Annotated in this window: 19 protein-coding genes and 2 tRNA genes; 17 read left to right on the top strand and 4 right to left on the bottom strand. The window is 62.3% G+C overall.

The window, feature by feature from the left end; translation table 11 throughout:
- Positions 1-2 precede the first annotated feature (2 nt).
- The gene (locus LB536_RS19465; RefSeq protein ID WP_181178677.1) at positions 3-248 is read left to right on the top strand and encodes a cytochrome C oxidase subunit IV family protein; all 246 of its coding nucleotides are present in this window, start codon (positions 3-5) and stop codon (positions 246-248) included.
- 86 nt (positions 249-334) lie between these two features.
- Positions 335-408 (top strand) — tRNA-Gly (locus tag LB536_RS19470).
- A 179-nt stretch (positions 409-587) separates the two neighbouring features.
- Here LB536_RS19470 and LB536_RS19475 read toward each other — a convergent pair.
- Complete coding sequence (locus tag LB536_RS19475) at positions 588-1052, bottom strand: YidB family protein (RefSeq protein ID WP_224595543.1); 465 nt, start codon at positions 1050-1052, stop codon at positions 588-590.
- 131 nt (positions 1053-1183) lie between these two features.
- On the opposite strand from LB536_RS19475, the gene LB536_RS19480 reads away from it, so the two are divergent.
- Entirely contained in the window at positions 1184-1441 is a 258-nt protein-coding gene (locus LB536_RS19480) for a GlsB/YeaQ/YmgE family stress response membrane protein (RefSeq protein WP_127279958.1), read from the top strand.
- A gap of 111 nt (positions 1442-1552) precedes the next feature.
- On the opposite strand, the gene LB536_RS19485 is transcribed toward LB536_RS19480, so the two are convergent.
- Entirely contained in the window at positions 1553-2440 is an 888-nt protein-coding gene (locus LB536_RS19485) for a DMT family transporter (RefSeq protein WP_140760265.1), read from the bottom strand.
- Between the two features lie 294 nt (positions 2441-2734).
- Between LB536_RS19485 and tuf the strand changes: the two genes are divergently transcribed.
- From tuf to LB536_RS19555, 14 genes are all read left to right on the top strand, one after another.
- Positions 2735-3910 carry an elongation factor Tu gene (tuf, locus tag LB536_RS19490; RefSeq protein ID WP_013895701.1) on the top strand — a complete coding sequence of 392 codons (1176 nt, stop codon included), beginning with the start codon at positions 2735-2737 and terminating at the stop codon, positions 3908-3910.
- Positions 3911-4209: 299 nt separating this feature from the next.
- The gene (locus tag LB536_RS19495; protein ID WP_224595546.1) at positions 4210-5730 is read left to right on the top strand and encodes a hypothetical protein; all 1521 of its coding nucleotides are present in this window, start codon (positions 4210-4212) and stop codon (positions 5728-5730) included.
- Between the two features lie 96 nt (positions 5731-5826).
- Entirely contained in the window at positions 5827-6309 is a 483-nt protein-coding gene (locus LB536_RS19500) for a group II truncated hemoglobin (protein ID WP_224595548.1), read from the top strand.
- A gap of 39 nt (positions 6310-6348) precedes the next feature.
- The gene (locus LB536_RS19505) at positions 6349-6519 is read left to right on the top strand and encodes a putative glycolipid-binding domain-containing protein (protein ID WP_224595551.1); all 171 of its coding nucleotides are present in this window, start codon (positions 6349-6351) and stop codon (positions 6517-6519) included.
- A gap of 79 nt (positions 6520-6598) precedes the next feature.
- A tRNA-Trp gene (locus LB536_RS19510) sits at positions 6599-6674 on the top strand.
- Between the two features lie 360 nt (positions 6675-7034).
- Positions 7035-7238: a preprotein translocase subunit SecE gene (gene secE, locus LB536_RS19515; protein ID WP_027146633.1), complete on the top strand. Its 204-nt coding sequence runs from the start codon at positions 7035-7037 to the stop codon at positions 7236-7238.
- Between the two features lie 28 nt (positions 7239-7266).
- Positions 7267-7794: a transcription termination/antitermination protein NusG gene (gene nusG / locus LB536_RS19520; RefSeq protein WP_015317996.1), complete on the top strand. Its 528-nt coding sequence runs from the start codon at positions 7267-7269 to the stop codon at positions 7792-7794.
- A gap of 175 nt (positions 7795-7969) precedes the next feature.
- Complete coding sequence (gene rplK, locus LB536_RS19525) at positions 7970-8398, top strand: 50S ribosomal protein L11 (protein WP_010909262.1); 429 nt, start codon at positions 7970-7972, stop codon at positions 8396-8398.
- 4 nt (positions 8399-8402) lie between these two features.
- Positions 8403-9101: a 50S ribosomal protein L1 gene (gene rplA / locus LB536_RS19530; RefSeq protein WP_140811897.1), complete on the top strand. Its 699-nt coding sequence runs from the start codon at positions 8403-8405 to the stop codon at positions 9099-9101.
- A gap of 411 nt (positions 9102-9512) precedes the next feature.
- Positions 9513-10031: a 50S ribosomal protein L10 gene (rplJ, locus tag LB536_RS19535; protein ID WP_027146631.1), complete on the top strand. Its 519-nt coding sequence runs from the start codon at positions 9513-9515 to the stop codon at positions 10029-10031.
- A 54-nt stretch (positions 10032-10085) separates the two neighbouring features.
- Complete coding sequence (gene rplL / locus LB536_RS19540; RefSeq protein WP_224595552.1) at positions 10086-10463, top strand: 50S ribosomal protein L7/L12; 378 nt, start codon at positions 10086-10088, stop codon at positions 10461-10463.
- 265 nt (positions 10464-10728) lie between these two features.
- The gene (rpoB, locus tag LB536_RS19545) at positions 10729-14865 is read left to right on the top strand and encodes a DNA-directed RNA polymerase subunit beta (protein ID WP_140765471.1); all 4137 of its coding nucleotides are present in this window, start codon (positions 10729-10731) and stop codon (positions 14863-14865) included.
- A gap of 130 nt (positions 14866-14995) precedes the next feature.
- Entirely contained in the window at positions 14996-19192 is a 4197-nt protein-coding gene (rpoC, locus tag LB536_RS19550) for a DNA-directed RNA polymerase subunit beta' (protein ID WP_140620685.1), read from the top strand.
- Positions 19193-19274: 82 nt separating this feature from the next.
- Positions 19275-19940, top strand: a complete 666-nt coding sequence (locus LB536_RS19555) for an O-methyltransferase (RefSeq protein WP_224595557.1) — start codon at positions 19275-19277, stop codon at positions 19938-19940.
- A 23-nt stretch (positions 19941-19963) separates the two neighbouring features.
- On the opposite strand, the gene LB536_RS19560 is transcribed toward LB536_RS19555, so the two are convergent.
- On the bottom strand, positions 19964-20887 hold the full coding sequence (locus tag LB536_RS19560; RefSeq protein ID WP_224595614.1) for a Gfo/Idh/MocA family protein: 924 nt from the start codon (positions 20885-20887) through the stop codon (positions 19964-19966).
- Between the two features lie 144 nt (positions 20888-21031).
- Positions 21032-21313, bottom strand: a complete 282-nt coding sequence (locus LB536_RS19565) for a transcriptional regulator (protein WP_140765477.1) — start codon at positions 21311-21313, stop codon at positions 21032-21034.
- Positions 21314-21325: the final 12 nt, after the last annotated feature.

A 21325-nucleotide genomic window follows, 5' to 3' on the forward strand; every position in this document is an offset into this window, starting at 1 on the left:
ACATGCGCAAGCTTACATTCGCCTATCTCGGGCTCCTGGCCTTGCTGGCTTTGACGGTCGGCTCGTCGTTCCTCGACCTCAGTGGGTTGAATTCGGCGCTCAACCTGGCGATCGCCGCGGCCAAGGCCGCGATCATCGCCATTTTGTTCATGCAATTGACCAGCGAGGGCATCTTGCCCCGGCTGGCGGTAGCAGCGACAGGCTTGTGGTTAGTCGTTCTGTTTGGCTTGACGTTGATCGGACAATGACGTCGAGCCTGGCCTGCAATATCGGTTTGGATCGCGAGAGGCTTCTTGACCTTGGGAACCTTGTCGAATAGCTAGGGCCTGCGTGCGCGGGTATGGTGAAATGGTATCACATGAGCCTTCCAAGCTCTTGGTGCGGGTTCGATTCCCGCTACCCGCTCCAGATTTTCAGCTACACATGGGTAAGCCGAAACACTGCGCGGCAGGCGCGCAGTGTTTCAGGCATTGGTGTGCGCCGCGCTAGAGCGGTTCAGCGTTTGATAGGATCGCCGAACCGCTCTAACTCTTTGTTTTCACGCAATTCCGGACGGAAAACCGCTACGCACTTTTCCTGGAATTGCTCTAGCTGTTGAACGCTGACGCGACCTGGTGCTGCTGCGGCACTTGGCCGTTCGGCGTCAGCTTGTCGACGATGCCGGGCAGGGCCGCGGATAGCTGTTTGAGCAGTTCCTGCTCGTCGAGCCCTGTCCGTTGGGCGATCTCGCGAATGACCTGCGGTCCGATCGCGTTGCCCAGCTCATTGGCATTGATCGACTGGTTCTGCCCTGTGCCGACCCAGGAGTCCGCGACATTGCCATGGCCGGCATTCTTGAGCTTGTCGAGCAGGCCGCCCAGTCCGCCGAGCAGGCCGCCGTCACCCGAGGCGGTTCCGACGGGTGTGGGATCGGCCGGCGCGGGAGCTTGAGGCTGGTCCGGCTGTTCGGCACTTCTGCCGCTCAGCATCTTTCCGACCAGCAGCGCACCGAGCGCGATCATCAGCGGTTTGGTGATGTTGCCGCCGGGAACGGCGTTGTCAAAAAGTCCCATAGTGGATCCTCCATTTCAACCAAGCCCAGCCCGTCGCCAACAATGGCGCATTCGGGCGGAATTTCAAGCTGGCTTGAGCTTTTGACAATCATATGAAAATGTCCGGTTGGCGGAGGGATGGAGAGGAAAAAATGGGTATCATCAGCTGGATCATTCTCGGCGTCATCGCCGGCTTCATCGGCAGCAAGATCGTCAACAAGACCGGTCAGGGCATGATCATGGATATCGTGCTCGGCATTGTCGGCGCCATTGTCGGCGGCCTGATCTTCAGCGCCTTCGGTGCTTCGGGCGTCACAGGCCTCAATATCTACAGCCTGATCGTCGCCGTGGTCGGCGCGGTCGTTGTCCTCTGGGCCTACCATCAGTTCAGCGGCAAGCGGACGATTTAGACGTGATCGGCAGATTACCAGCTCTGCCGAATCCTGAATTGCGGTAATCCGCCGTCGGTGCTGCCTGCGCCCACGGCTTTGGAATCTACAATGCCGGTGCGCCGCCGCGGATCAGGCGACCACGGCCAGGCGACGCTTGCGCTGATCCAGCGACACGATGGTCAGCCCGCTGCAGACGACCAGCAGGATGCCGCAGACCGCCAGTGCATTGGGGAATTGCCCGAACACCAGCAGGCCCGAAATGACGGCCCAGACCGTGAAGCAGTAGTAGAACGGCGCTACCGCTCCGGTCGGCCCGACGCGATAGGCCATGAAGATGAAGAAGTGGCCGAAGATCAGGAAGAAACCGGCTCCCGCCATCAGCAGCAGGTGGTGCGCCTCCGGCGCCACCCAGTGCTCGGAAACCAGATGCGCGGCGCCGGCGCCGATCAGGACCACGACGACCGCCGAGATCGCCACGATCATTCCTGGCACTTCGGCGGTGATCTTGCGGCCCGCCAGATCGCGGGCGGCGGCGAATGTCGCGTTGCCGAGCGCCAGCAAGGCGTAGACCGAAATGCCTTGCATGGTCGGCTGCGCCACCATCAGCGCGCCGATGAAGCCCAGCCCGATCAGCGCCATGCGCTGGCCGCCGATACGCTCGCCGAACAGGATCGAGGATCCGACCAGCATCAGCAGCGGTGTTATCTGCCCCAGCGCGGTGGAATCGGCGATCTGCATGTTGGCGAGCGCGACGACGTAACAGAGGATCGCCGCCAGCTCGAGCAGGTTTCTGCCCAGCACCCGCTTGTCGAAGATCAGCGGGACCTGCTTGCCGTAGCCGAGCGCAAACAACAGCGGAAAGCCCCATAGCGCTGCCGCGGCACCACGCAGGAAGAGCACTTCGTAGGAGGGCAAACCGGCAGTGGCGAGCTTCATCATCGTGTCGTTGACCAGATAAGACCCGGTCGAGACGATCATGAACAGCGGGCCGCGAATGGCAGTCGGGATGAAATGCATCGGCGCAGGAAATCAGACGCGGATCGCCGCCGCAATGGGCCATGAACCGCCAACAAATCCGACAGTGACGGATGCTCGGGCTTGCGGAATCCTCCCGTCGTTCCGCCAGGGTTTCGCCCATTCCATTTTCAACGGCGGGTGCCTATATCAACGCCATATCCCCGCAATCGGATCATGGGTTCTGGCCGAGTGAGATAGCGCTTGGCCAAAAGACGCTTGTGTTTTTTGGCCTTTCTCGTTAATCGCCCCGCATTCGACTGAACTGAAGGTCCAGGCCGTCCAAGGAAAGAGACTATGGCAAAAGGTAAATTCGAGCGCACTAAGCCTCATGTGAACATCGGCACGATTGGTCACGTCGACCATGGCAAGACGTCGCTGACGGCTGCGATCACCAAGTATTTTGGCGAATACAAGCGCTATGACCAGATCGACGCGGCGCCGGAAGAGAAGGCGCGCGGCATCACGATCTCGACGGCTCACGTCGAATACGAGACGGCCAACCGCCACTATGCGCATGTCGACTGCCCCGGCCACGCCGACTATGTGAAGAACATGATCACCGGTGCCGCGCAGATGGACGGCGCGATCCTGGTGGTGTCGGCCGCCGACGGCCCGATGCCGCAGACCCGCGAGCACATCCTGCTTGCCCGTCAGGTCGGCGTGCCGTCGATCGTGGTGTTCCTGAACAAGGTCGACCAGGTCGACGATGCCGAACTGCTCGAACTGGTCGAGCTCGAGGTTCGCGAATTGCTGTCGAAGAACGAATTCCCCGGCGACGACATTCCGATCGTCAAGGGTTCGGCGCTGGCGGCGCTCGAGGATTCGAACAAGACGATCGGCGAGGACGCGATCCGCGAGCTGATGGCTCAGGTCGACGCCTACATCCCGACGCCGGTTCGTCCGCTGGACAAGCCGTTCCTGATGCCGATCGAGGACGTGTTCTCGATCTCGGGCCGTGGCACGGTCGTGACCGGCCGCGTCGAGCGCGGCGTGGTCAAGGTCGGCGAGGAGCTGGAAATCATCGGCATCCGTCCGACGACCAAGACGACCTGCACGGGTGTGGAAATGTTCCGCAAGCTGCTCGATCAGGGCCAGGCTGGCGACAACATCGGCGCGCTGCTGCGCGGTGTCGACCGTGAAGGTGTCGAGCGCGGCCAGGTTCTGGCCAAGCCCGGCACGGTGAAGCCGCACAAGAAGTTCGTGGCCGAAGCCTACATCCTGACCAAGGACGAAGGTGGCCGTCACACGCCGTTCTTCACCAACTACCGTCCGCAGTTCTACTTCCGCACGACCGACGTGACCGGCATCGTGTCGCTGCCGGAAGGCACCGAGATGGTGATGCCTGGCGACAACATCACGGTCGATGTCGAGCTGATCGTGCCGATCGCCATGGAAGAGAAGCTGCGCTTCGCCATCCGTGAAGGCGGCCGCACCGTCGGTGCCGGCATCGTCGTCACCATCAAGGAATAATCGAGACCGGCTGCTGCCGGTTCGATAAGAAAAGGGTGGTCTTCGGGCCGCCCTTTTTCGTTTCGTGCGCTTGGCAGCGCAAGTATTGCGAGGGTTGGTTCAAAGCTGTTGCAAGCGCCATGGCTGCAACTAGTATGGATTGCATAGAGGGGGCTTTGCCAACAGTGGTTCCAAGGCGCCGTTTCGACGGGAAGGCATGGTGTTGGCGAGCGCTGGTCAGCATCGCGCTTGCGGTCGCCACGGGGCCGGTCTCCTTTGCAGCGCATGCCGGAGACGAGACATCGGACATGATTCCGTCGATGCGTTTTGTCGTCGTGCGCAGCAGCGCCCCCGGTTGCGAACCAAATTGCCCGGAATGGATTTCGGCGGAAGGCACCATAGAGGCGGACACGCCGGCGCTGTTCAAGCGCGCGCTCAGGATGCTCAAAGGCCGACAACTGCCAGTCGTCGTCAACTCTCCCGGCGGCAATGTCGACGCTGCGCTGGCGCTAGGTCAGATGATCCGCGAGAACAAGCTCGATATAGCCGTCGGCACGACGGCGCTTTCCGGTTGCGCGCCGGAGATCAGGGACTGCAATGTGGGCAAGGGTGTCGACTATCTCGGCATGGCTTATGACAGTGGCGCCATGTGCAATTCGGCCTGCCCGCTGATGTTTTCTGGCGGTATCCGGCGCGTGGTCGGGGATTTCGCCTATCTCGGCGTCCACCAGATCACCACCACCTACCAGCGGGAGAAGTTGCTGTACCGGACCACCTACCGGATCGTGAACGGCAAGAAGAAGATCATTAGCACCAAAGTGATCAGCCGGAAGGACGCAGGCAGCTACAAGACCTACGAAATGAGCAAGGCGGTTGAGGAGCGGCTCTCGGCCTATCTGAAGGAGATGGGGATAGGCGATGGTGTGCTTGAAACGATGAAGAACACGCCGGCCAGCGAAATCCATCAGCTGGTTCTGGAAGACATGCTCGGGATGAATCTCGTCACCTCCCTTGATTCCGTGGATCTCTTCACCGCCGGAACCGTCTGCGAGGCAAATCCAGTGCCGGCGAACTGCCGGGAGATGCCGGGTAACAAGGACGCGAGGCGGGCCGACGTCCCGACCATCGAGGCCAACACTCCTCCTCAACCGACCGGGACCGAGCCGCCGAAGGGCTCGGAAATGCGCTTCATCATCGTGCGCGGCAGCAACCCGCTTTGCAATCCCGACTGTCCGGAATGGATATCGGCGGAAGGCACGATCACCGGCGACACGCCAGAGTGGCTGCGCGCTGCACTCGATGCCGCGGGCGGGCGGAGGCTGCCGATCGTGATCAGTTCGCAAGGCGGCGACGTCGAGGGCGCGCTTGCCGCCGGCAGGCTGATCCGCGAACGCAAGCTCGACGTGGTCGTCGCCCGCACCGATTTCGTCGACTGTGAACCCTCGGCGAATTGCCTGGCCAAGGATGGCGTCCACACCGGTCTCACCATCGATTCAGGCGCCGAATGCGCTTCTGCCTGCCCGATCATGGTTGCTGCCGGCGCCAGGCGCCTCGTCGGGCCGGATGTACGCCTCAGCGTGGGCTCGCTTGAGCAGCCGCAGAAGATCAAGGCCTATCTCAAGGAGATGACGATCGGGCCCGGCCTGTTTGCGGCCATGCAACTCTCCACGAGCCAACGACAGCTCGATCAGGACACAATGCTGAAATTCGGGTTGGCGACCGGGCGCCAGTCCGGGGACGAGTTGACCGGCGCCACCATCTGCAAGTCGGCGCCGAAGCCGGACAACTGCCGGGTCATGCCGTCAGCCAACGCCGAGGCCGACGCGCACGCGAAGCTGTAGCGTCCGGACTGGCCATCGAGGCAGGTTGAGCCGTCCTCGGTATTTCCGCTATCGTCATCGTCACCATCGTTTCGGGGGCCGGACAGAGGAAGCGAAATGAGCCAGGACGTTCCGACACTCTACGAATGGGCCGGCGGCAGCGAGGCACTGAACCGGCTGACGCAAACCTTCTACGACAAGGTGGCACGAGATCCGGTCGTTGGCCCGGTGTTCAAGCACATGTCGCCGGATCACCCCGCCCACGTCGCGGCCTTCATCGGTGAGGTCTTCAGTGGACCGAAAACCTACAGCGAGGAATTTGGCGGCCACCGCGAAATGGTCATGCACCACCTGGGCAAGCATTTGACCGAGGAGCAGCGCCGCCGCTGGATCAATCTTCTCGCCGACGCGGCGGATGAGGTCGGCCTGCCGGACGATCCCGAATTCCGGTCAGCCTTCATGGGCTATGTCGAATGGGGATCGCGGCTGGCCAAGATGAATTCCAATCTCGGCGAGACCTGCGATCCCGAGACCGAACCGATGCCGGCCTGGGACTGGGGCGTGCCTGGCGGGCCGTACCGGGTGCCGGACGCAAAGTAGCTTCCGGTTACCGGGGAGGTGGATGATCGATGCCGCAAGATGCCAGGATCGTGCGCTGGCACGGTCGTGTGCAACCCGCAGCGTTACACATGCCTCGAAGAGGGCAGGCGATACCTCTATGAATCGCGCGCCAGCGACTGCTGGCGGGAGCTGGAGATCGGTGCCGATGGGCTGGTCGTCGACTATCCCGATTTCTGGCGCAGGGGTTAAGGCATGTTTGCTGCAAACCGCTCTTTACAGAGCGTGCGGAAGCTTTTAGGAAGCCCCTGCTGCGCCGAGGCGCGCGTGTACGGGCATAGCTCAGTTGGTAGAGCGGCGGTCTCCAAAACCGCAGGTCGTAGGTTCGAGCCCTGCTGCCCGTGCCATTTTTCCAAGATGGCAGTACAACGATTTTTTTCGGGCGGCCTTTGAAAATCGGCGCCCCGCTTGCCATATTGGGCCGATTGGGGCATAAAGGCGCCATAGCCGGGACGGAACGACTGGATGGTTCCGAGGCGGCGTTTGGTCATAAAGCGGGCACTTGCCACTTGCGTGGATCAAGAATCGGTTTTATGTAGACGAAACAGACACGCGACGCGTGAAGCTGGGAAGCCGGCTTTACGCGTCTGATTTGCATGGGCGAAATGATTGCGCTGATTCGGCGCGAGATTGGGCTCAGGCGGCACGTCCCGGCCAGCGGGATCATCCAGGGGGCCCGGCCAACGGGTCTTGAACACAGGCGGCATATGGCTTCGAAAACCACAAATCCTTTCGTCTTTCTCCAGCAGGTGCGCGCGGAGACAGCCAAGGTGACTTGGCCGTCGCGCCGCGAGACGATGATCTCGACGATCATGGTCCTGGCCTTCGCTGTGATCGCGATGATCTTCTTCTTCACCGCCGATCAGCTCATGGGCCTTGCGGTCGAGCAGATTCTGGGCATTGGACGCTAAGTCCGGCGATTACGGAGAAGTCGTAAAAATGGCTACGCGCTGGTACATCGTCCACGCCTATTCGAACTTCGAGAAGAAGGTCGCCGAGGACATCGAGAACAAGGCCAAGCAGAAGGGCCTGTCTGCCGATATCGAGCAGATCGTGGTGCCGACCGAGAAGGTCGTCGAGGTTCGTCGTGGCCGCAAGGTCGACGCCGAGCGCAAGTTCTTCCCGGGCTATGTGCTTCTGAAGGCCAACTTGACCGACGCCGTGTTCTCGCTGGTCAAGAACACGCCGAAGGTCACCGGTTTCCTTGGAGATTCCAAGCCGGTGCCGATCACCGAGGCGGAAGCGCAGCGCATCCTGAACCAGGTGCAGGAAGGCGTCGAGCGGCCGAAGCCCTCGGTCACCTTCGAGATCGGCGAGGCGATCCGCGTTTCGGATGGCCCCTTCGCGTCGTTCAACGGTTTCGTCCAGGAAGTGGACGAGGAGCGGGCGCGGCTCAAGGTGGAAGTTTCGATCTTCGGGCGCGCCGTGCCTGTCGATCTGGAATTCGGACAGGTCGAAAAGGGCTGATCCGAAATCCCTGATGCCGGTCTGGCGATCAGGGGAGGCGGTGCGGCAGCGCGCGGCCTCGAGAACGGTGGGAGGCGAAGGCGGCTTTAGCCGGCCGCAAGAACCGCACCACCAGACTGCAACCGCCGGTGTTTCCCAGATCGTGGGGCCGGCATAGACAAAGGCAGGAAAAGAGATGGCTAAGAAAATTGCAGGCCAGCTCAAGCTCCAGGTCTCCGCGGGATCGGCTACGCCGTCGCCCCCGATCGGCCCGGCGCTTGGTCAGCGTGGCATCAACATCATGGAGTTCTGCAAGGCGTTCAACGCGCAGACCCAGGAAATGGAAAAGGGATCGCCGGTTCCGGTCGTCATCACCTATTACCAGGACAAGTCGTTCACCTTCGTCATGAAGACGCCACCGGTGAGCTACTTCCTGAAGAAGGCCGCGAACCTGAAGTCGGGCTCGAAGGAACCGGGCAAGGTCAAGGCTGGTACCGTTTCGCGCGACAAGGTTCGCGAAATCGCGACCGCCAAGATGAAGGATCTGAACGCGAACGACGTCGAAGCGGCCATGCGTATGGTCGAGGGCTCCGCCCGCTCGATGGGTCTGGAAGTGGTGGGCTAAGATCATGGCAAAGATTGCAAAGCGTGTATCGAAGACCCGTGAAGGCATCGATCCCAACAAGGCTTACGCGCTCGGTGATGCGCTGAAGCTGCTCAAGGATCGTTCCTCGGTCAAGTTCGACGAGACCATCGAAGTCGCCATGAACCTCGGCGTCGACCCGCGTCATGCCGACCAGATGGTCCGCGGCGTGGTCAACCTGCCGAACGGCACCGGCCGCTCGGTCCGCGTCGCCGTGTTCGCCCGTGGCGACAAGGCTGAAGAGGCCAAGGCCGCCGGCGCCGACATCGTCGGTGCCGAGGATCTGGTCGACATCGTCCAGAAGGGCACGATCGATTTCGATCGCTGCATCGCCACGCCGGACATGATGCCGCTCGTCGGCCGTCTCGGTAAGGTGCTCGGCCCGCGCGGCATGATGCCGAACCCGAAGGTCGGCACCGTCACCACCGACGTCGCCGCGGCCGTCAAGGCCTCGAAGGGCGGCGCGGTCGAGTTCCGCGTCGAAAAGGCCGGCATCGTTCATGCCGGCGTCGGCAAGGTCTCGTTCGACGTCAAGGCGCTGGAAGAGAACGTCCGTGCCTTCGCCGATGCGGTGACCAAGGCAAAGCCGACTGGCGCCAAGGGCAACTACGTCAAGAAGGTGTCTGTCACCTCGACGATGGGCCCGGGCCTCAAGCTCGACGTCTCGACGCTCGCCGCGTCCTGATTGGACCATTTGGATCGGCCGCTCGAAGGCCGGTCCGTGACTGAATTCCGGGCCTTGGATTTATCCTGGGCCCGGTACCGGAAGCCGGAAGGCTTCCGGACATCCTGTCCGAGATTGCGGGCGGCCCAAGTCTTGATTCAAGAGGAGGGCCTTAATTCATGTGGGCCTGCATGAGACGGGTGAAAACCGGACAACGGAGCAACAAGCTCCAATGAAAGGTTCGAACCGTGTTTGCCTTTTGTCTGCGCATCGCCGGCTTGTCCGTCGATGTGGCGAAAGGGGGCAGGATCCTCGAGCGTCGTTCGGGAGATCCGTTACTGGATGGCCCGGCCGGCAAAAGGCAACCCGACGCCTGTCCTCGAAAATGGGAATGTTCCCATCAACAGGACTGGGGTCAACTGGAGATAGGCAGTGGACAGAGCGGAAAAACGCGAACTCGTCACGGGCCTGAATGATGCGTTTTCGGGCGCAGGTTCAGTCGTCGTGGCCCACTATGCCGGTATCACCGTCGCGCAAATGAACGACCTTCGGTCGAAAATGCGCGCCGCCGGTGGCACCGTTAAAGTCGCGAAGAACCGTCTCGCCAAGATCGCTCTTCAGGGCACGGACTCCGCATCGATCATCGACCTGTTCAAGGGACAGACGCTGATCGCCTATTCGGAGGATCCGATTGCGGCGCCGAAGGTCGCGTCCGATTTCGCCAAGGGGAATGACAAGCTCGTCATTCTCGGCGGCGCAATGGGCACCACCTCGCTCAACGCCGACGGTGTGAAGGCACTCGCCACACTTCCGTCGCTGGATGAGCTGCGCGCCAGGCTGGTTGGCATGATCGCCACGCCGGCAACCCGGATCGCCCAGATCGTCAATGCGCCAGCGGCCTCGGTCGCGCGCGTCATCGGCGCTTACGCCCGGAAGGACGAGGCGGCATGAGGCCGTTCCTCGCTATCAAAAACACACGTTCGAACCTAACGAAGGAATACAACAATGGCTGATCTCGCAAAGATCGTAGACGACCTTTCGAAGCTGACCGTCCTCGAGGCGGCTGAGCTGTCGAAGCTTCTGGAAGAAAAGTGGGGCGTTTCGGCTGCCGCTCCGGTCGCGGTTGCCGCTGCTGGCGGCGCTGCCGCTGCTGCTGCCCCCGTCGAGGAAAAGACGGAATTCGACGTCGTCCTCACCGACGCCGGCGCTCAGAAGATCAACGTCATCAAGGAAGTCCGCGCCATCACCGGCCTTGGCCTCAAGGAAGCCAAGGACCTGGTCGAAGCGGCTCCGAAGCCGGTCAAGGAAGCCGTTTCCAAGGCCGACGCCGACAAGTTCAAGGCCCAGCTGGAAGCAGCCGGCGCCAAGGTCGACCTGAAGTAAGCGTATCAAGCGGCGGGCGGCCTCGCGCCGTCCGCCACTCCCTTGGGTGACCAGGGAGGCTGCGTGACGCGAGATGTACGAAAACCTCTTTCCTGAGGGCCGTAAACCGGCCTTCAGGAAACGGGTTTTCTCCCGTTTTAGCCGGTAGCCGCCAAGCAATTGGAAAGGCGGCCGGAGAACAGACAGAGAGCCGCCGCCCAGGTGGCTAAGTATGCAAGACGAACCGCGGCGAGGTTCGTCCCGAGTTTAGAGCTAAGGAGCGACGATGGCCCAGACCCAGACTTTCAATGGCCGCAGACGCGTACGCAAGTTCTTCGGAAAGATCCCGGAAGTTGCGGAGATGCCGAACCTCATCGAGGTTCAGAAGGCATCCTATGACCAGTTCCTGATGGTGGACGAGCCCAAGGGCGGACGTCCGGACGAAGGGCTGCAGGCTGTTTTCAAGTCGGTCTTCCCGATCTCCGATTTTTCCGGCTCCTCCATGCTGGAGTTCGTGAAGTACGAGTTCGAAGGACCGAAATTCGACGTTGACGAATGCCGCCAGCGCGACCTGACTTATGCCGCGCCGCTGAAGGTGACGCTGCGCCTCATCGTGTTCGATATCGACGAGGATACCGGTGCCAAGTCGATCAAGGACATCAAGGAGCAGGACGTCTATATGGGCGACATGCCGCTCATGACCTTGAACGGCACCTTCATCGTCAACGGCACCGAGCGCGTCATCGTCTCGCAGATGCACCGCTCGCCGGGCGTCTTCTTCGACCACGACAAGGGCAAGTCGCACTCGTCGGGCAAGCTTCTGTTTGCCGCCCGCGTCATCCCCTACCGTGGCTCGTGGCTCGACATCGAGTTCGATTCCAAGGACGTCGTGCACGCCCGCATCGATCGTCGCCGCAAGATCCCCGTGACGTCGCTGCTGATGGCGCTCGGCATGGACGGCGAGGAGATCCTGTCGACCTTCTACAACAAGATCACCTACAAGCGCGCCGGCGACCATTGGCGCATTCCGTTCAACGTCGAGCGTTTCCGCGGCCTCAAAGCCGTCGGCGACCTTGTCGACGCCGACACCGGCGAGATCGTCGTCGAGGCGGGCAAGAAGATCACCGCCCGCCAGGCGCGTCAGCTCGGCGAGAAGGGTCTCAAGGCGATCAAGGCGACCGATGAGGATCTGCTGGGCAACTACCTGGCCGAGGACATCGTCAACTACGCCACCGGCGAGATTTTCCTCGAGGCCGGCGACGAGATCGACGACAAGACGCTCAAGGTGCTGCTCGGCACTGGCGAGCAGGAGATCCAGGTCCTCGACATCGACCATGTCAATGTCGGCGCCTATATCCGCAACACGCTCGCCGTCGACAAGAACGAGAGCCGCCAGGACGCGCTGTTCGACATCTACCGTGTCATGCGCCCGGGCGAGCCGCCGACGCTCGAGACCGCCGAAGCCATGTTCAACTCGCTGTTCTTCGACAGTGAGCGCTACGACCTGTCCGCCGTCGGCCGCGTCAAGATGAACATGCGCCTCGAGCTCAAGGCCGAGGACACCGTGCGCGTGCTGCGCAAGGACGACATCCTGGCCGTGGTCAGGACGCTGGTCGAACTGCGTGACGGCAAGGGCGAGATCGACGACATCGACAATCTCGGCAACCGCCGCGTGCGTTCGGTCGGCGAACTGATGGAGAACCAGTACCGCGTCGGCCTGCTTCGCATGGAGCGGGCGATCAAGGAACGCATGTCCTCGATCGAGATCGACACGGTCATGCCGCAGGACCTGATCAACGCCAAGCCGGCGGCCGCCGCCGTGCGCGAGTTCTTCGGTTCCTCGCAGCTGTCGCAGTTCATGGATCAGACCAATCCGCTGTCGGAGATCACCCACAAGCGTCGTCTCTCGGCGCTTGGACCGGGCGGTCTGACCCGCGAGCGTGCCGGCTTCGAGGTGCGCGACGTGCACCCGACGCATTACGGCCGCATCTGCCCGATCGAGACGCCGGAAGGCCCGAATATCGGTCTGATCAACTCGCTGGCGACCTTCGCGCGCGTCAACAAATACGGCTTCATCGAAAGCCCGTACCGCAAGATCGTCGACGGCAAGCTGACCAATGACGTCGTCTATCTCTCGGCGATGGAAGAGGCCAAGCACCATGTCGCGCAGGCCAATGCCGAGCTCGACAAGAACGGCGGCTTCGTCGACGAGTTCGTCATTTGCCGCAGCGCCGGCGAAGTGATGATGGCGCCGCGCGAAAACGTCGACCTGATGGACGTGTCGCCCAAGCAGATGGTGTCTGTTGCCGCGGCGCTCATCCCGTTCCTCGAGAACGACGACGCCAACCGCGCTCTGATGGGCTCGAACATGCAGCGTCAGGCCGTGCCGCTGGTGCGCGCCGAGGCGCCGTTCGTCGGCACCGGAATGGAGCCGATCGTCGCCCGTGACTCGGGCGCCGCCATCGGCGCCCGCCGCGGCGGCATCGTCGACCAGGTGGACGCTACGCGTATCGTTATCCGCGCCACCGAGGATCTCGACCCGGGCAAGTCCGGCGTCGACATCTACCGGCTGATGAAGTTCCAGCGTTCGAACCAGAACACCTGCATCAATCAGCGTCCGCTGGTGCGCATGGGTGACCGGGTCAACAAGGGCGACATCATCGCCGACGGTCCGTCGACCGAGCTCGGTGATCTGGCGCTCGGCCGCAACGTGCTGGTCGCGTTCATGCCGTGGAACGGCTACAACTACGAGGACTCGATCCTGCTCTCCGAGCGTATCGTCGCCGACGACGTCTTTACCTCGATCCATATCGAGGAGTTCGAGGTCATGGCGCGCGACACCAAGCTCGGTCCGGAGGAAATCACGCGCGATATCCCCAACGTCTCGGAAGAAGCGCTGAAGAACCTCGACGAAGCCGGCATCGTCTACATCGGTGCGGAAGTTCAGCCCGGCGATATCCTGGTCGGCAAGATCACGCCGAAGGGCGAAAGCCCGATGACGCCGGAAGAGAAGCTTCTGCGCGCCATCTTCGGTGAAAAGGCTTCCGACGTGCGCGACACTTCGATGCGCATGCCTCCGGGTACCTTCGGCACGGTCGTCGAGGTGCGCGTGTTCAATCGCCACGGTGTGGAGAAGGACGAGCGCGCCATGGCGATAGAGCGCGAGGAGATCGAACGCCTCGCCAAGGACCGTGACGACGAGCAGGCGATCCTGGATCGCAACGTCTATGCGCGTCTTTCCGACGTTCTCGTCGGCAAGGAAGCGATCGCTGGACCGAAGGGCTTCAAGAAGGGCTCGACGCTGTCCAAGGACACGCTCGACGAGTATCCGCGTTCTCAGTGGTGGCAGTTCGCGGTGGAGAACGAGAAGCTCCAGAGCGAACTGGAAGCCCTGCGTGGCCAGTACGACGACTCCAAGAAGGCGCTCGAACAGCGCTTCATGGACAAGGTCGAGAAGGTGCAGCGCGGCGACGAAATGCCTCCGGGCGTCATGAAGATGGTCAAGGTCTTCGTGGCGGTGAAGCGCAAGATGCAGCCCGGCGACAAGATGGCCGGCCGTCATGGCAACAAGGGTGTCGTGTCGCGCATCGTTCCGGTCGAGGACATGCCTTTCCTCGAGGACGGCACGCATGCCGACATCGTGCTCAACCCGCTGGGTGTGCCGAGCCGCATGAATGTCGGCCAGATCCTGGAAACGCATCTGGGCTGGGCTTGTGCCGGCATGGGCAGGAAGATCGGCGAACTGATCGACACGTATAAGGCTGCCGGCGACATCAAGCCGTTGCGCAAGACGTTGGAAAGCTTCATGCCGTCCAACGACCGCAACGAGCCGGTCCGCGAATATGACGACGAGAGCATCGTTCGCCTCAGCGAGCAGATGCGCCGCGGCGTCTCCATTGCGACCCCGGTGTTCGACGGCGCGCATGAGGCTGACATCAACATCATGCTGGAGCAGGCGGGCCTGCACACCAGCGGTCAGTCGCAGCTCTATGACGGCCGCACCGGCGAGCCGTTCGATCGCAAGGTGACGATGGGCTATATCTACATGCTCAAGCTTCACCACCTGGTGGACGACAAGATCCACGCGCGTTCGATCGGCCCGTACTCGCTCGTCACCCAGCAGCCGCTGGGCGGCAAGGCGCAGTTTGGTGGCCAGCGCTTCGGCGAAATGGAGGTCTGGGCGCTGGAAGCCTACGGCGCCGCCTACACGCTGCAGGAGATGCTGACGGTGAAGTCGGACGACGTCGCCGGCCGCACCAAGGTCTACGAGGCGATCGTGCGTGGCGACGACACGTTCGAGGCAGGCATTCCCGAGAGCTTCAACGTGCTCGTCAAGGAAATGCGGTCGCTTGGCCTCAATGTCGAGTTGGAGAACACCAAGCTCGACGAAGCTCCGGTTCGACTGCCGGACGCAGCCGAGTAAAGGCTATGGCGCGTCGCGGAATGCCGCGGCGCGTCCACGAAATTCGACGGCCGGTGGGCCGACCACTCAGCGGGCATTCGGCCCGCGTTAGATGCAAGGGGTTTTCGAGGACCCCGAAAAGGAGAACGGCATGAACCAAGAGGTCATGAATCTCTTCAATCCGCAGGCGCCTGCGCAGGTGTTCGATTCCATCCGGATTTCGCTTGCCAGCCCTGAGAAGATTCTGTCCTGGTCGTTCGGCGAGATCAAGAAGCCGGAGACCATCAACTACCGCACCTTCAAGCCGGAGCGTGACGGTCTGTTCTGCGCGCGCATTTTTGGCCCGATCAAGGACTATGAATGCCTGTGCGGCAAGTACAAGCGCATGAAGTACAAGGGCGTCATCTGCGAGAAGTGCGGCGTCGAAGTGACGCTGTCGCGCGTTCGCCGCGAGCGCATGGGCCATATCGAGCTGGCGGCACCCGTCGCCCATATCTGGTTCCTGAAGTCGCTGCCCTCGCGCATCGGCACGCTGCTCGACATGACGCTGAAGGACATCGAGCGCGTCCTTTACTTCGAGAACTACATCGTCACCGAGCCCGGCCTCACCGCGCTGAAGGAGCACCAGCTGCTCAGCGAGGAAGAGTACATGATCGCCGTCGACGAATATGGCGAGGATTCCTTCACCGCCATGATCGGCGCCGAGGCCATTCATGACCTTCTGGCCGGCATGGACCTGGAGAAGATCGCCGGCGACCTGCGTTCGGAACTGGCTTCGACCACGTCCGAGCTGAAGCAGAAGAAGTATCTGAAGCGGCTCAAGGTCGTCGAGAACTTCATGGAGTCCGGCAATCGTCCGGAATGGATGATAATGAAGGTCGTTCCGGTGATCCCGCCGGACCTGCGCCCGCTGGTTCCCCTGGATGGTGGACGCTTCGCGACATCGGACCTGAACGATCTCTATCGCCGCGTGATCAACCGCAACAACCGCCTGAAGCGGCTGATCGAGCTGCGCGCGCCAGGCATCATCGTGCGCAATGAAAAGCGCATGCTGCAGGAAGCCGTCGATGCGCTGTTCGACAACGGCCGTCGCGGCCGTGTCATCACCGGCGCCAACAAGCGTCCGCTGAAGTCGCTGTCCGACATGCTCAAGGGCAAGCAGGGCCGGTTCCGTCAGAACCTGCTCGGCAAGCGCGTCGACTATTCCGGCCGCTCGGTCATCGTCACCGGTCCGGAGCTCAAGCTGCATCAGTGCGGCCTGCCGAAGAAGATGGCGCTCGAACTGTTCAAGCCCTTCATCTACGCCCGCCTCGACGCCAAGGGTTACTCCTCGACCGTCAAGCAGGCGAAGAAGCTGGTCGAGAAGGAGCGTCCGGAAGTCTGGGATATCCTCGACGAGGTCATCCGCGAGCATCCGGTTCTCTTGAACCGCGCGCCGACGCTGCACCGCCTCGGCATCCAGGCGTTCGAGCCGATCCTGATCGAAGGCAAGGCGATCCAGCTTCATCCGCTGGTCTGCACGGCCTTCAACGCCGACTTCGACGGCGACCAGATGGCCGTTCACGTGCCGCTGTCGCTGGAAGCGCAGTTGGAAGCCCGCGTGCTGATGATGTCGACCAACAACATCCTGCACCCGGCCTCCGGCGCGCCGATCATCGTGCCGTCGCAGGACATGGTTCTGGGGCTCTACTACCTCTCGATCGTCAACCAGAACGAGCCGGGCGAGGGCATGGTGTTTGCCGACATGGGCGAGCTCCAGCACGCGCTCGAGACCAAGGCCGTGACCTTGCACGCCAAGATCAAGGGCCGCTTCCGCACGGTCGACGCCGAAGGCAAGGTCGTGTCGAAGATCCATGACACCACGCCTGGCCGCATGATCATCGGCGAGCTTCTGCCGAAGAACGTCAACGTGCCCTACGAGACCGCCAACCAGGAGATGACCAAGAAGAACATCTCCAAGATGATCGACACCGTCTACCGCCATTGCGGTCAGAAGGAGACGGTCATTTTCTGCGATCGCATCATGGCGCTCGGCTTTGCTCATGCGTGCCGTGCCGGCATCTCGTTCGGCAAGGACGACATGCTGATCCCGGACACCAAGATCAAGCTGGTGTCGGACACCGAGGCCTTGGCCAAGGAGTACGAGCAGCAGTACAATGACGGCCTGATCACGCAGGGCGAGAAGTACAACAAGGTCGTCGACGCCTGGGCCAAGTGCTCGGAAAAGGTCGCCGACGAAATGATGGCCCGCATCAAGGCGGTCGAGTTCGAGGACAATGGCCGTCAGAAGCCGATGAACTCGATCTACATGATGTCGCACTCCGGTGCGCGCGGCTCGCCCACCCAGATGCGTCAGCTCGCCGGCATGCGCGGCCTGATGGCCAAGCCGTCGGGTGAAATCATCGAGACGCCGATCATCTCGAACTTCAAGGAAGGCCTGACCGTGCTCGAGTACTTCAACTCGACCCACGGCGCCCGCAAGGGTCTGGCCGACACCGCCTTGAAAACGGCGAACTCGGGTTACCTCACCCGTCGTCTGGTCGACGTGGCGCAGGACTGCATCGTCAACTCCGTGGATTGCGGCACCGACAAGGGCCTCACCATGCAGCCGATCGTCGATGCCGGTCAGGTCGTCGCTTCGGTCGGCCAGCGCGTGCTGGGCCGCACATCGCTCGACGACATTACCCATCCGGTGTCGGGCGAGGTTCTGGTCAAGGCCGGAACGCTGATGGACGAGCGTGACGTCGAGCAGATCGAAAAGGCAGGCGTGCAGTCGGTCCGCATCCGCTCGGCCCTGACCTGCGAAGTCAGGATCGGCGTCTGCGCGGTCTGCTACGGACGCGACCTAGCCCGCGGCACCCCGGTCAACCAGGGCGAGGCCGTCGGCGTCATCGCGGCGCAGTCGATCGGCGAGCCGGGCACGCAGCTCACCATGCGTACCTTCCACATGGGCGGTACCGCGCAGGTGGTGGATAGCTCGTTCCTTGAAGCCTCCTATGAGGGCAAGGTCGAGATCCGCAACCGCAACGTGGTGCGCAATTCGGACGGCCAGCAGATGGTCATGGGCCGCAACATGGCGGTGCTGATCCTCGACGAAGCCGGCAAGGAGCGCGCGACGCACCGTGTCACCTATGGTTCACGCATCTTCGTGGACGATGGCGACAAGGTGAAGCGCGGTCAGCGTATCGCCGAGTGGGATCCCTATACCCGTCCTGTCCTCACGGAAATCGAGGGCAAGGTGTCGTACGAGGATCTGGTCGACGGTATTTCCGTTCAGGAAACGGCCGACGAGTCGACCGGTATCACCAAGCGTGAGGTCATCGACTGGCGTTCGACGCCGCGCGGCAACGACCTCAAGCCCGCGATTGCCATCCTGGACTCCAAGGGCAAGGTCGGCAAGCTGTCGAAGGGCGGCGATGCCCGCTTCCTGCTCTCGGTCGAGGCCATTCTCTCGGTCGAGCCGGGTGCCCAGGTTCGCCCCGGCGACGTCTTGGCGCGTATCCCGATGGAAAGCGCCAAGACCAAGGACATCACCGGCGGTCTGCCGCGTGTTGCCGAACTGTTCGAGGCACGTCGTCCGAAGGATCACGCCATCATCGCCGAGATCGATGGCACGATCCGCTTCGGCCGCGACTACAAGAACAAGCGCCGCATCATCATCGAGCCGCACGACTCGACGCTCGAGCCGGTCGAGTACCTGATCCCGAAGGGCAAGCCGTTCCATCTCCAGGACGGCGACGTCATCGAGAAGGGCGACTACATCCTCGACGGCAATCCGGCGCCGCACGACATCCTGGCGATCAAGGGCGTGGAGGCACTTGCTTCCTACCTCGTCAACGAGATCCAGGAAGTCTACCGCCTGCAGGGCGTGTCGATCAACGACAAGCACATCGAGGTGATCGTTCGCCAGATGCTGCAGAAGGTCGAGATCACGGTGCAGGGCGACTCGACCTACATCCCGGGCGACCACGTCGACGTGATCGAACTGGAAGAGGTCAACGAGCGCCTGGTCGAGGACGGCAAGAAGCCGGCCGAAGGCCAGCCGGTGCTGCTCGGCATCACCAAGGCATCGCTGCAGACGCCGTCCTTCATCTCGGCCGCCTCCTTCCAGGAGACGACCAGGGTGCTGACGGAAGCCGCGGTTGCCGGCAAGACCGACATGCTGCAGGGCTTGAAGGAAAACGTCATCGTCGGCCGGCTGATCCCGGCCGGTACCGGCGGCACGATGAGCCAGATCCGGCGCATCGCCACCTCGCGCGACGAACTCATCATCGACGAGCGCCGCAAGGCCTCCGGTGTGGAAGTCGCCGAGCCGATGCTGGCGGACATGACGACCGCCGCGCAGTAAGCGGGGCGGCAAAGATCTCGGGCAACAGAAGCCGTCGGGGCAACCCGGCGGCTTTTTCATTTCTACGATCGGAGGAAAGCAGATGAGCACGAAGACCTGGACGGCTGTCGACAACTACATCGTTTCCTCGCTCTTCGAGGCGGATCCCGTTCTCGACGCGGTTCTGGCGGCCAACCGTGACAATGGCCTGCCGGCGATCGACGTCTCGGCGGCGCAAGGAAAACTGCTCTCGCTGCTGGTGCGCATCAGCGGCGCGAAAAAGGTGCTCGAGATCGGCACGCTGGGCGGCTATTCGACCATCTGGATGGCGCGGGGACTGCCCGCCGAGGGCAAGGTCGTGACGCTCGAACTCGATCCGCATCATGCCAGCGTCGCGCGTTCGAATTTCGAGCGGGCCGATGTCGCGGACCGCGTGGAATTGCGCGTCGGTTCAGCGCTCCAATCGCTCGCCGCACTCGGTGGCGAGAATGCCGGCCCGTTCGATCTCGTCTTCATCGATGCCGACAAGCCGAACAACCCGAACTATCTGTCCTGGGCCTTGCGGCTGTCGCGCTCCGGAACGGTCATCGTCTGCGACAACGTCATCCGTGACGGCGCCGTGCTGGATGAGGATGGCCGCGATGCCAATGTCGAAGGCGCACGCGCGGCGTTTTCCTTCATCGGCGGCGACAAACGCCTGGACGGCACCGCCATCCAGACCGTCGGCGCCAAGGGTTATGACGGCTTTGCCATCGCGATCGTCGACTGAGGCCAGGGGGCACCCGGTGACCTTCAGTCGAAAAACGCTTCCACCACATTGCGCTTGCCCAGCATGAACGCGTCGGCCACGTGCTGGAGTGGCGCCAGGTCCACATCCGACGTTCGGGCGTGGACGATCTCGGCAAATCGCCGATAGAGCATCGGATATTCCGCTTCCGGCTCCTCGTGTCCGATATTGCCATCGACGGCGAGCTTCGAGCCGCCACCCGAGAGCACCATCTGTCCAGCATCCGTGTCGGCCAGGATGTCCCAGCTCTGCGGTCCGGTCTGCAACCAGTCGAGATCCATCGTCACATCGGATCCGTTCGCCGCGCGGAAGACGACCTGGGCCGCGATCGGTGCATCACGGTTCTCCGGAAAATCGAGCACGGCCGAGGTGATGTACATGGCCGGCAGGATGTAGGTTGCGATCGACAGCGCGTTGATGCCGGGATCGAAGACGCCGAAACCGCCAGGCTGCCAGATCCAGTCCTGGTTCGGGTGCCAGCGGCGCACATCTTCCTTCCAGACGATCGCCGCCGATTTGATTTTGGTCGAAGCCAGGAATGTCCGCGCCGCTTCCACCGCCGGCGCGTAGCGCGAATGCCAGCTGGCGAATAGCGAAACGCCTTGTTTCGCCGCGAACGCCTTCAGGTCCTCGACCTCGCTGACCGTGGCACCCGGCGGTTTTTCCAGGAAGACGTGCTTTCCGGCCTCGAGCGCCTTGCGCGCGGAATCGTAGCGGAACTGCGGCGGCATGCACAGCGACACCGCGTCGAGTTCGGGAACCGCGCCAAGCATAGTCTCAATATCGGGGAAATTCGCGATGCCGTCGACCTTGCCGTGCCGGCTGGCCGCCGCGATCAGCTGGTAGTCCCGATCCTTGGCCAGTGCCGGAAGGTGTTGGTCGCGGACGATCTTGCCGACGCCGACAATGCCGATTCTTATGGGCGAGATGGATGAGGACATGAGGCTCCGCCGGGTTTGGACGACTGCGCGTCTCTTAGCAGATCGGCCATGACGGGCAAGCGTCGACCATGCCAGCCATCCGAACGAATCGGCACCATGGCGCAGGGCAGGCGAGGGGCGTCACGCCTGCGATCAGATCGGCACGTCGAAGGTCACGATCGACACTTCGCCTTCGAGTGCGCCCTGGAAGGCCGAAAGATGCGGCTCATCGTCGGGCTCGCCCTCCATGTCGCCGATCTGGTCGAGTTCGGCTTCGGCGTAGCCTTCCGCCGCGAGCGATTCGAGCGCGCGGCGGACGGCCGAATCGTCATCGGGCGCCACCAGCATGACATGCACGCCTTCCGGCGTGCCGCCTTTCTTCTTCCACACCCGGCCGGTGATGATGGTGACCGGGCGTTCTTCATTGTCGTTCACGGGTCGATTCCT

It is taken from the genome of Mesorhizobium sp. ES1-3 (genome assembly GCF_020164795.1).
Taxonomy (GTDB): Bacteria; Pseudomonadota; Alphaproteobacteria; order Rhizobiales; family Rhizobiaceae; genus Mesorhizobium.

Bases quoted from the DNA above. Each gene is read 5' to 3' on its own strand.
- LB536_RS19480 (WP_127279958.1), top strand. From the start codon at position 1,184: ATGGGTATCATCAGCTGGATCATTCTCGGCGTCATCGCCGGCTTCATC.
- LB536_RS19505 (WP_224595551.1), top strand. From the start codon at position 6,349: ATGCCAGGATCGTGCGCTGGCACGGTCGTGTGCAACCCGCAGCGTTAC.
- rpoC (WP_140620685.1), top strand. From the start codon at position 14,996: ATGAACCAAGAGGTCATGAATCTCTTCAATCCGCAGGCGCCTGCGCAG.
- tuf (WP_013895701.1), top strand. From the start codon at position 2,735: ATGGCAAAAGGTAAATTCGAGCGCACTAAGCCTCATGTGAACATCGGC.
- LB536_RS19500 (WP_224595548.1), top strand. From the start codon at position 5,827: ATGAGCCAGGACGTTCCGACACTCTACGAATGGGCCGGCGGCAGCGAG.
- LB536_RS19475 (WP_224595543.1), bottom strand. From the start codon at position 1,052: ATGGGACTTTTTGACAACGCCGTTCCCGGCGGCAACATCACCAAACCG.
- rplK (WP_010909262.1), top strand. From the start codon at position 7,970: ATGGCTAAGAAAATTGCAGGCCAGCTCAAGCTCCAGGTCTCCGCGGGA.
- LB536_RS19465 (WP_181178677.1), top strand. From the start codon at position 3: ATGCGCAAGCTTACATTCGCCTATCTCGGGCTCCTGGCCTTGCTGGCT.
- LB536_RS19555 (WP_224595557.1), top strand. From the start codon at position 19,275: ATGAGCACGAAGACCTGGACGGCTGTCGACAACTACATCGTTTCCTCG.
- rplA (WP_140811897.1), top strand. From the start codon at position 8,403: ATGGCAAAGATTGCAAAGCGTGTATCGAAGACCCGTGAAGGCATCGAT.
- secE (WP_027146633.1), top strand. From the start codon at position 7,035: ATGGCTTCGAAAACCACAAATCCTTTCGTCTTTCTCCAGCAGGTGCGC.
- rpoB (WP_140765471.1), top strand. From the start codon at position 10,729: ATGGCCCAGACCCAGACTTTCAATGGCCGCAGACGCGTACGCAAGTTC.
- LB536_RS19495 (WP_224595546.1), top strand. From the start codon at position 4,210: ATGCGTTTTGTCGTCGTGCGCAGCAGCGCCCCCGGTTGCGAACCAAAT.
- rplL (WP_224595552.1), top strand. From the start codon at position 10,086: ATGGCTGATCTCGCAAAGATCGTAGACGACCTTTCGAAGCTGACCGTC.
- nusG (WP_015317996.1), top strand. From the start codon at position 7,267: ATGGCTACGCGCTGGTACATCGTCCACGCCTATTCGAACTTCGAGAAG.
- LB536_RS19485 (WP_140760265.1), bottom strand. From the start codon at position 2,440: ATGCATTTCATCCCGACTGCCATTCGCGGCCCGCTGTTCATGATCGTC.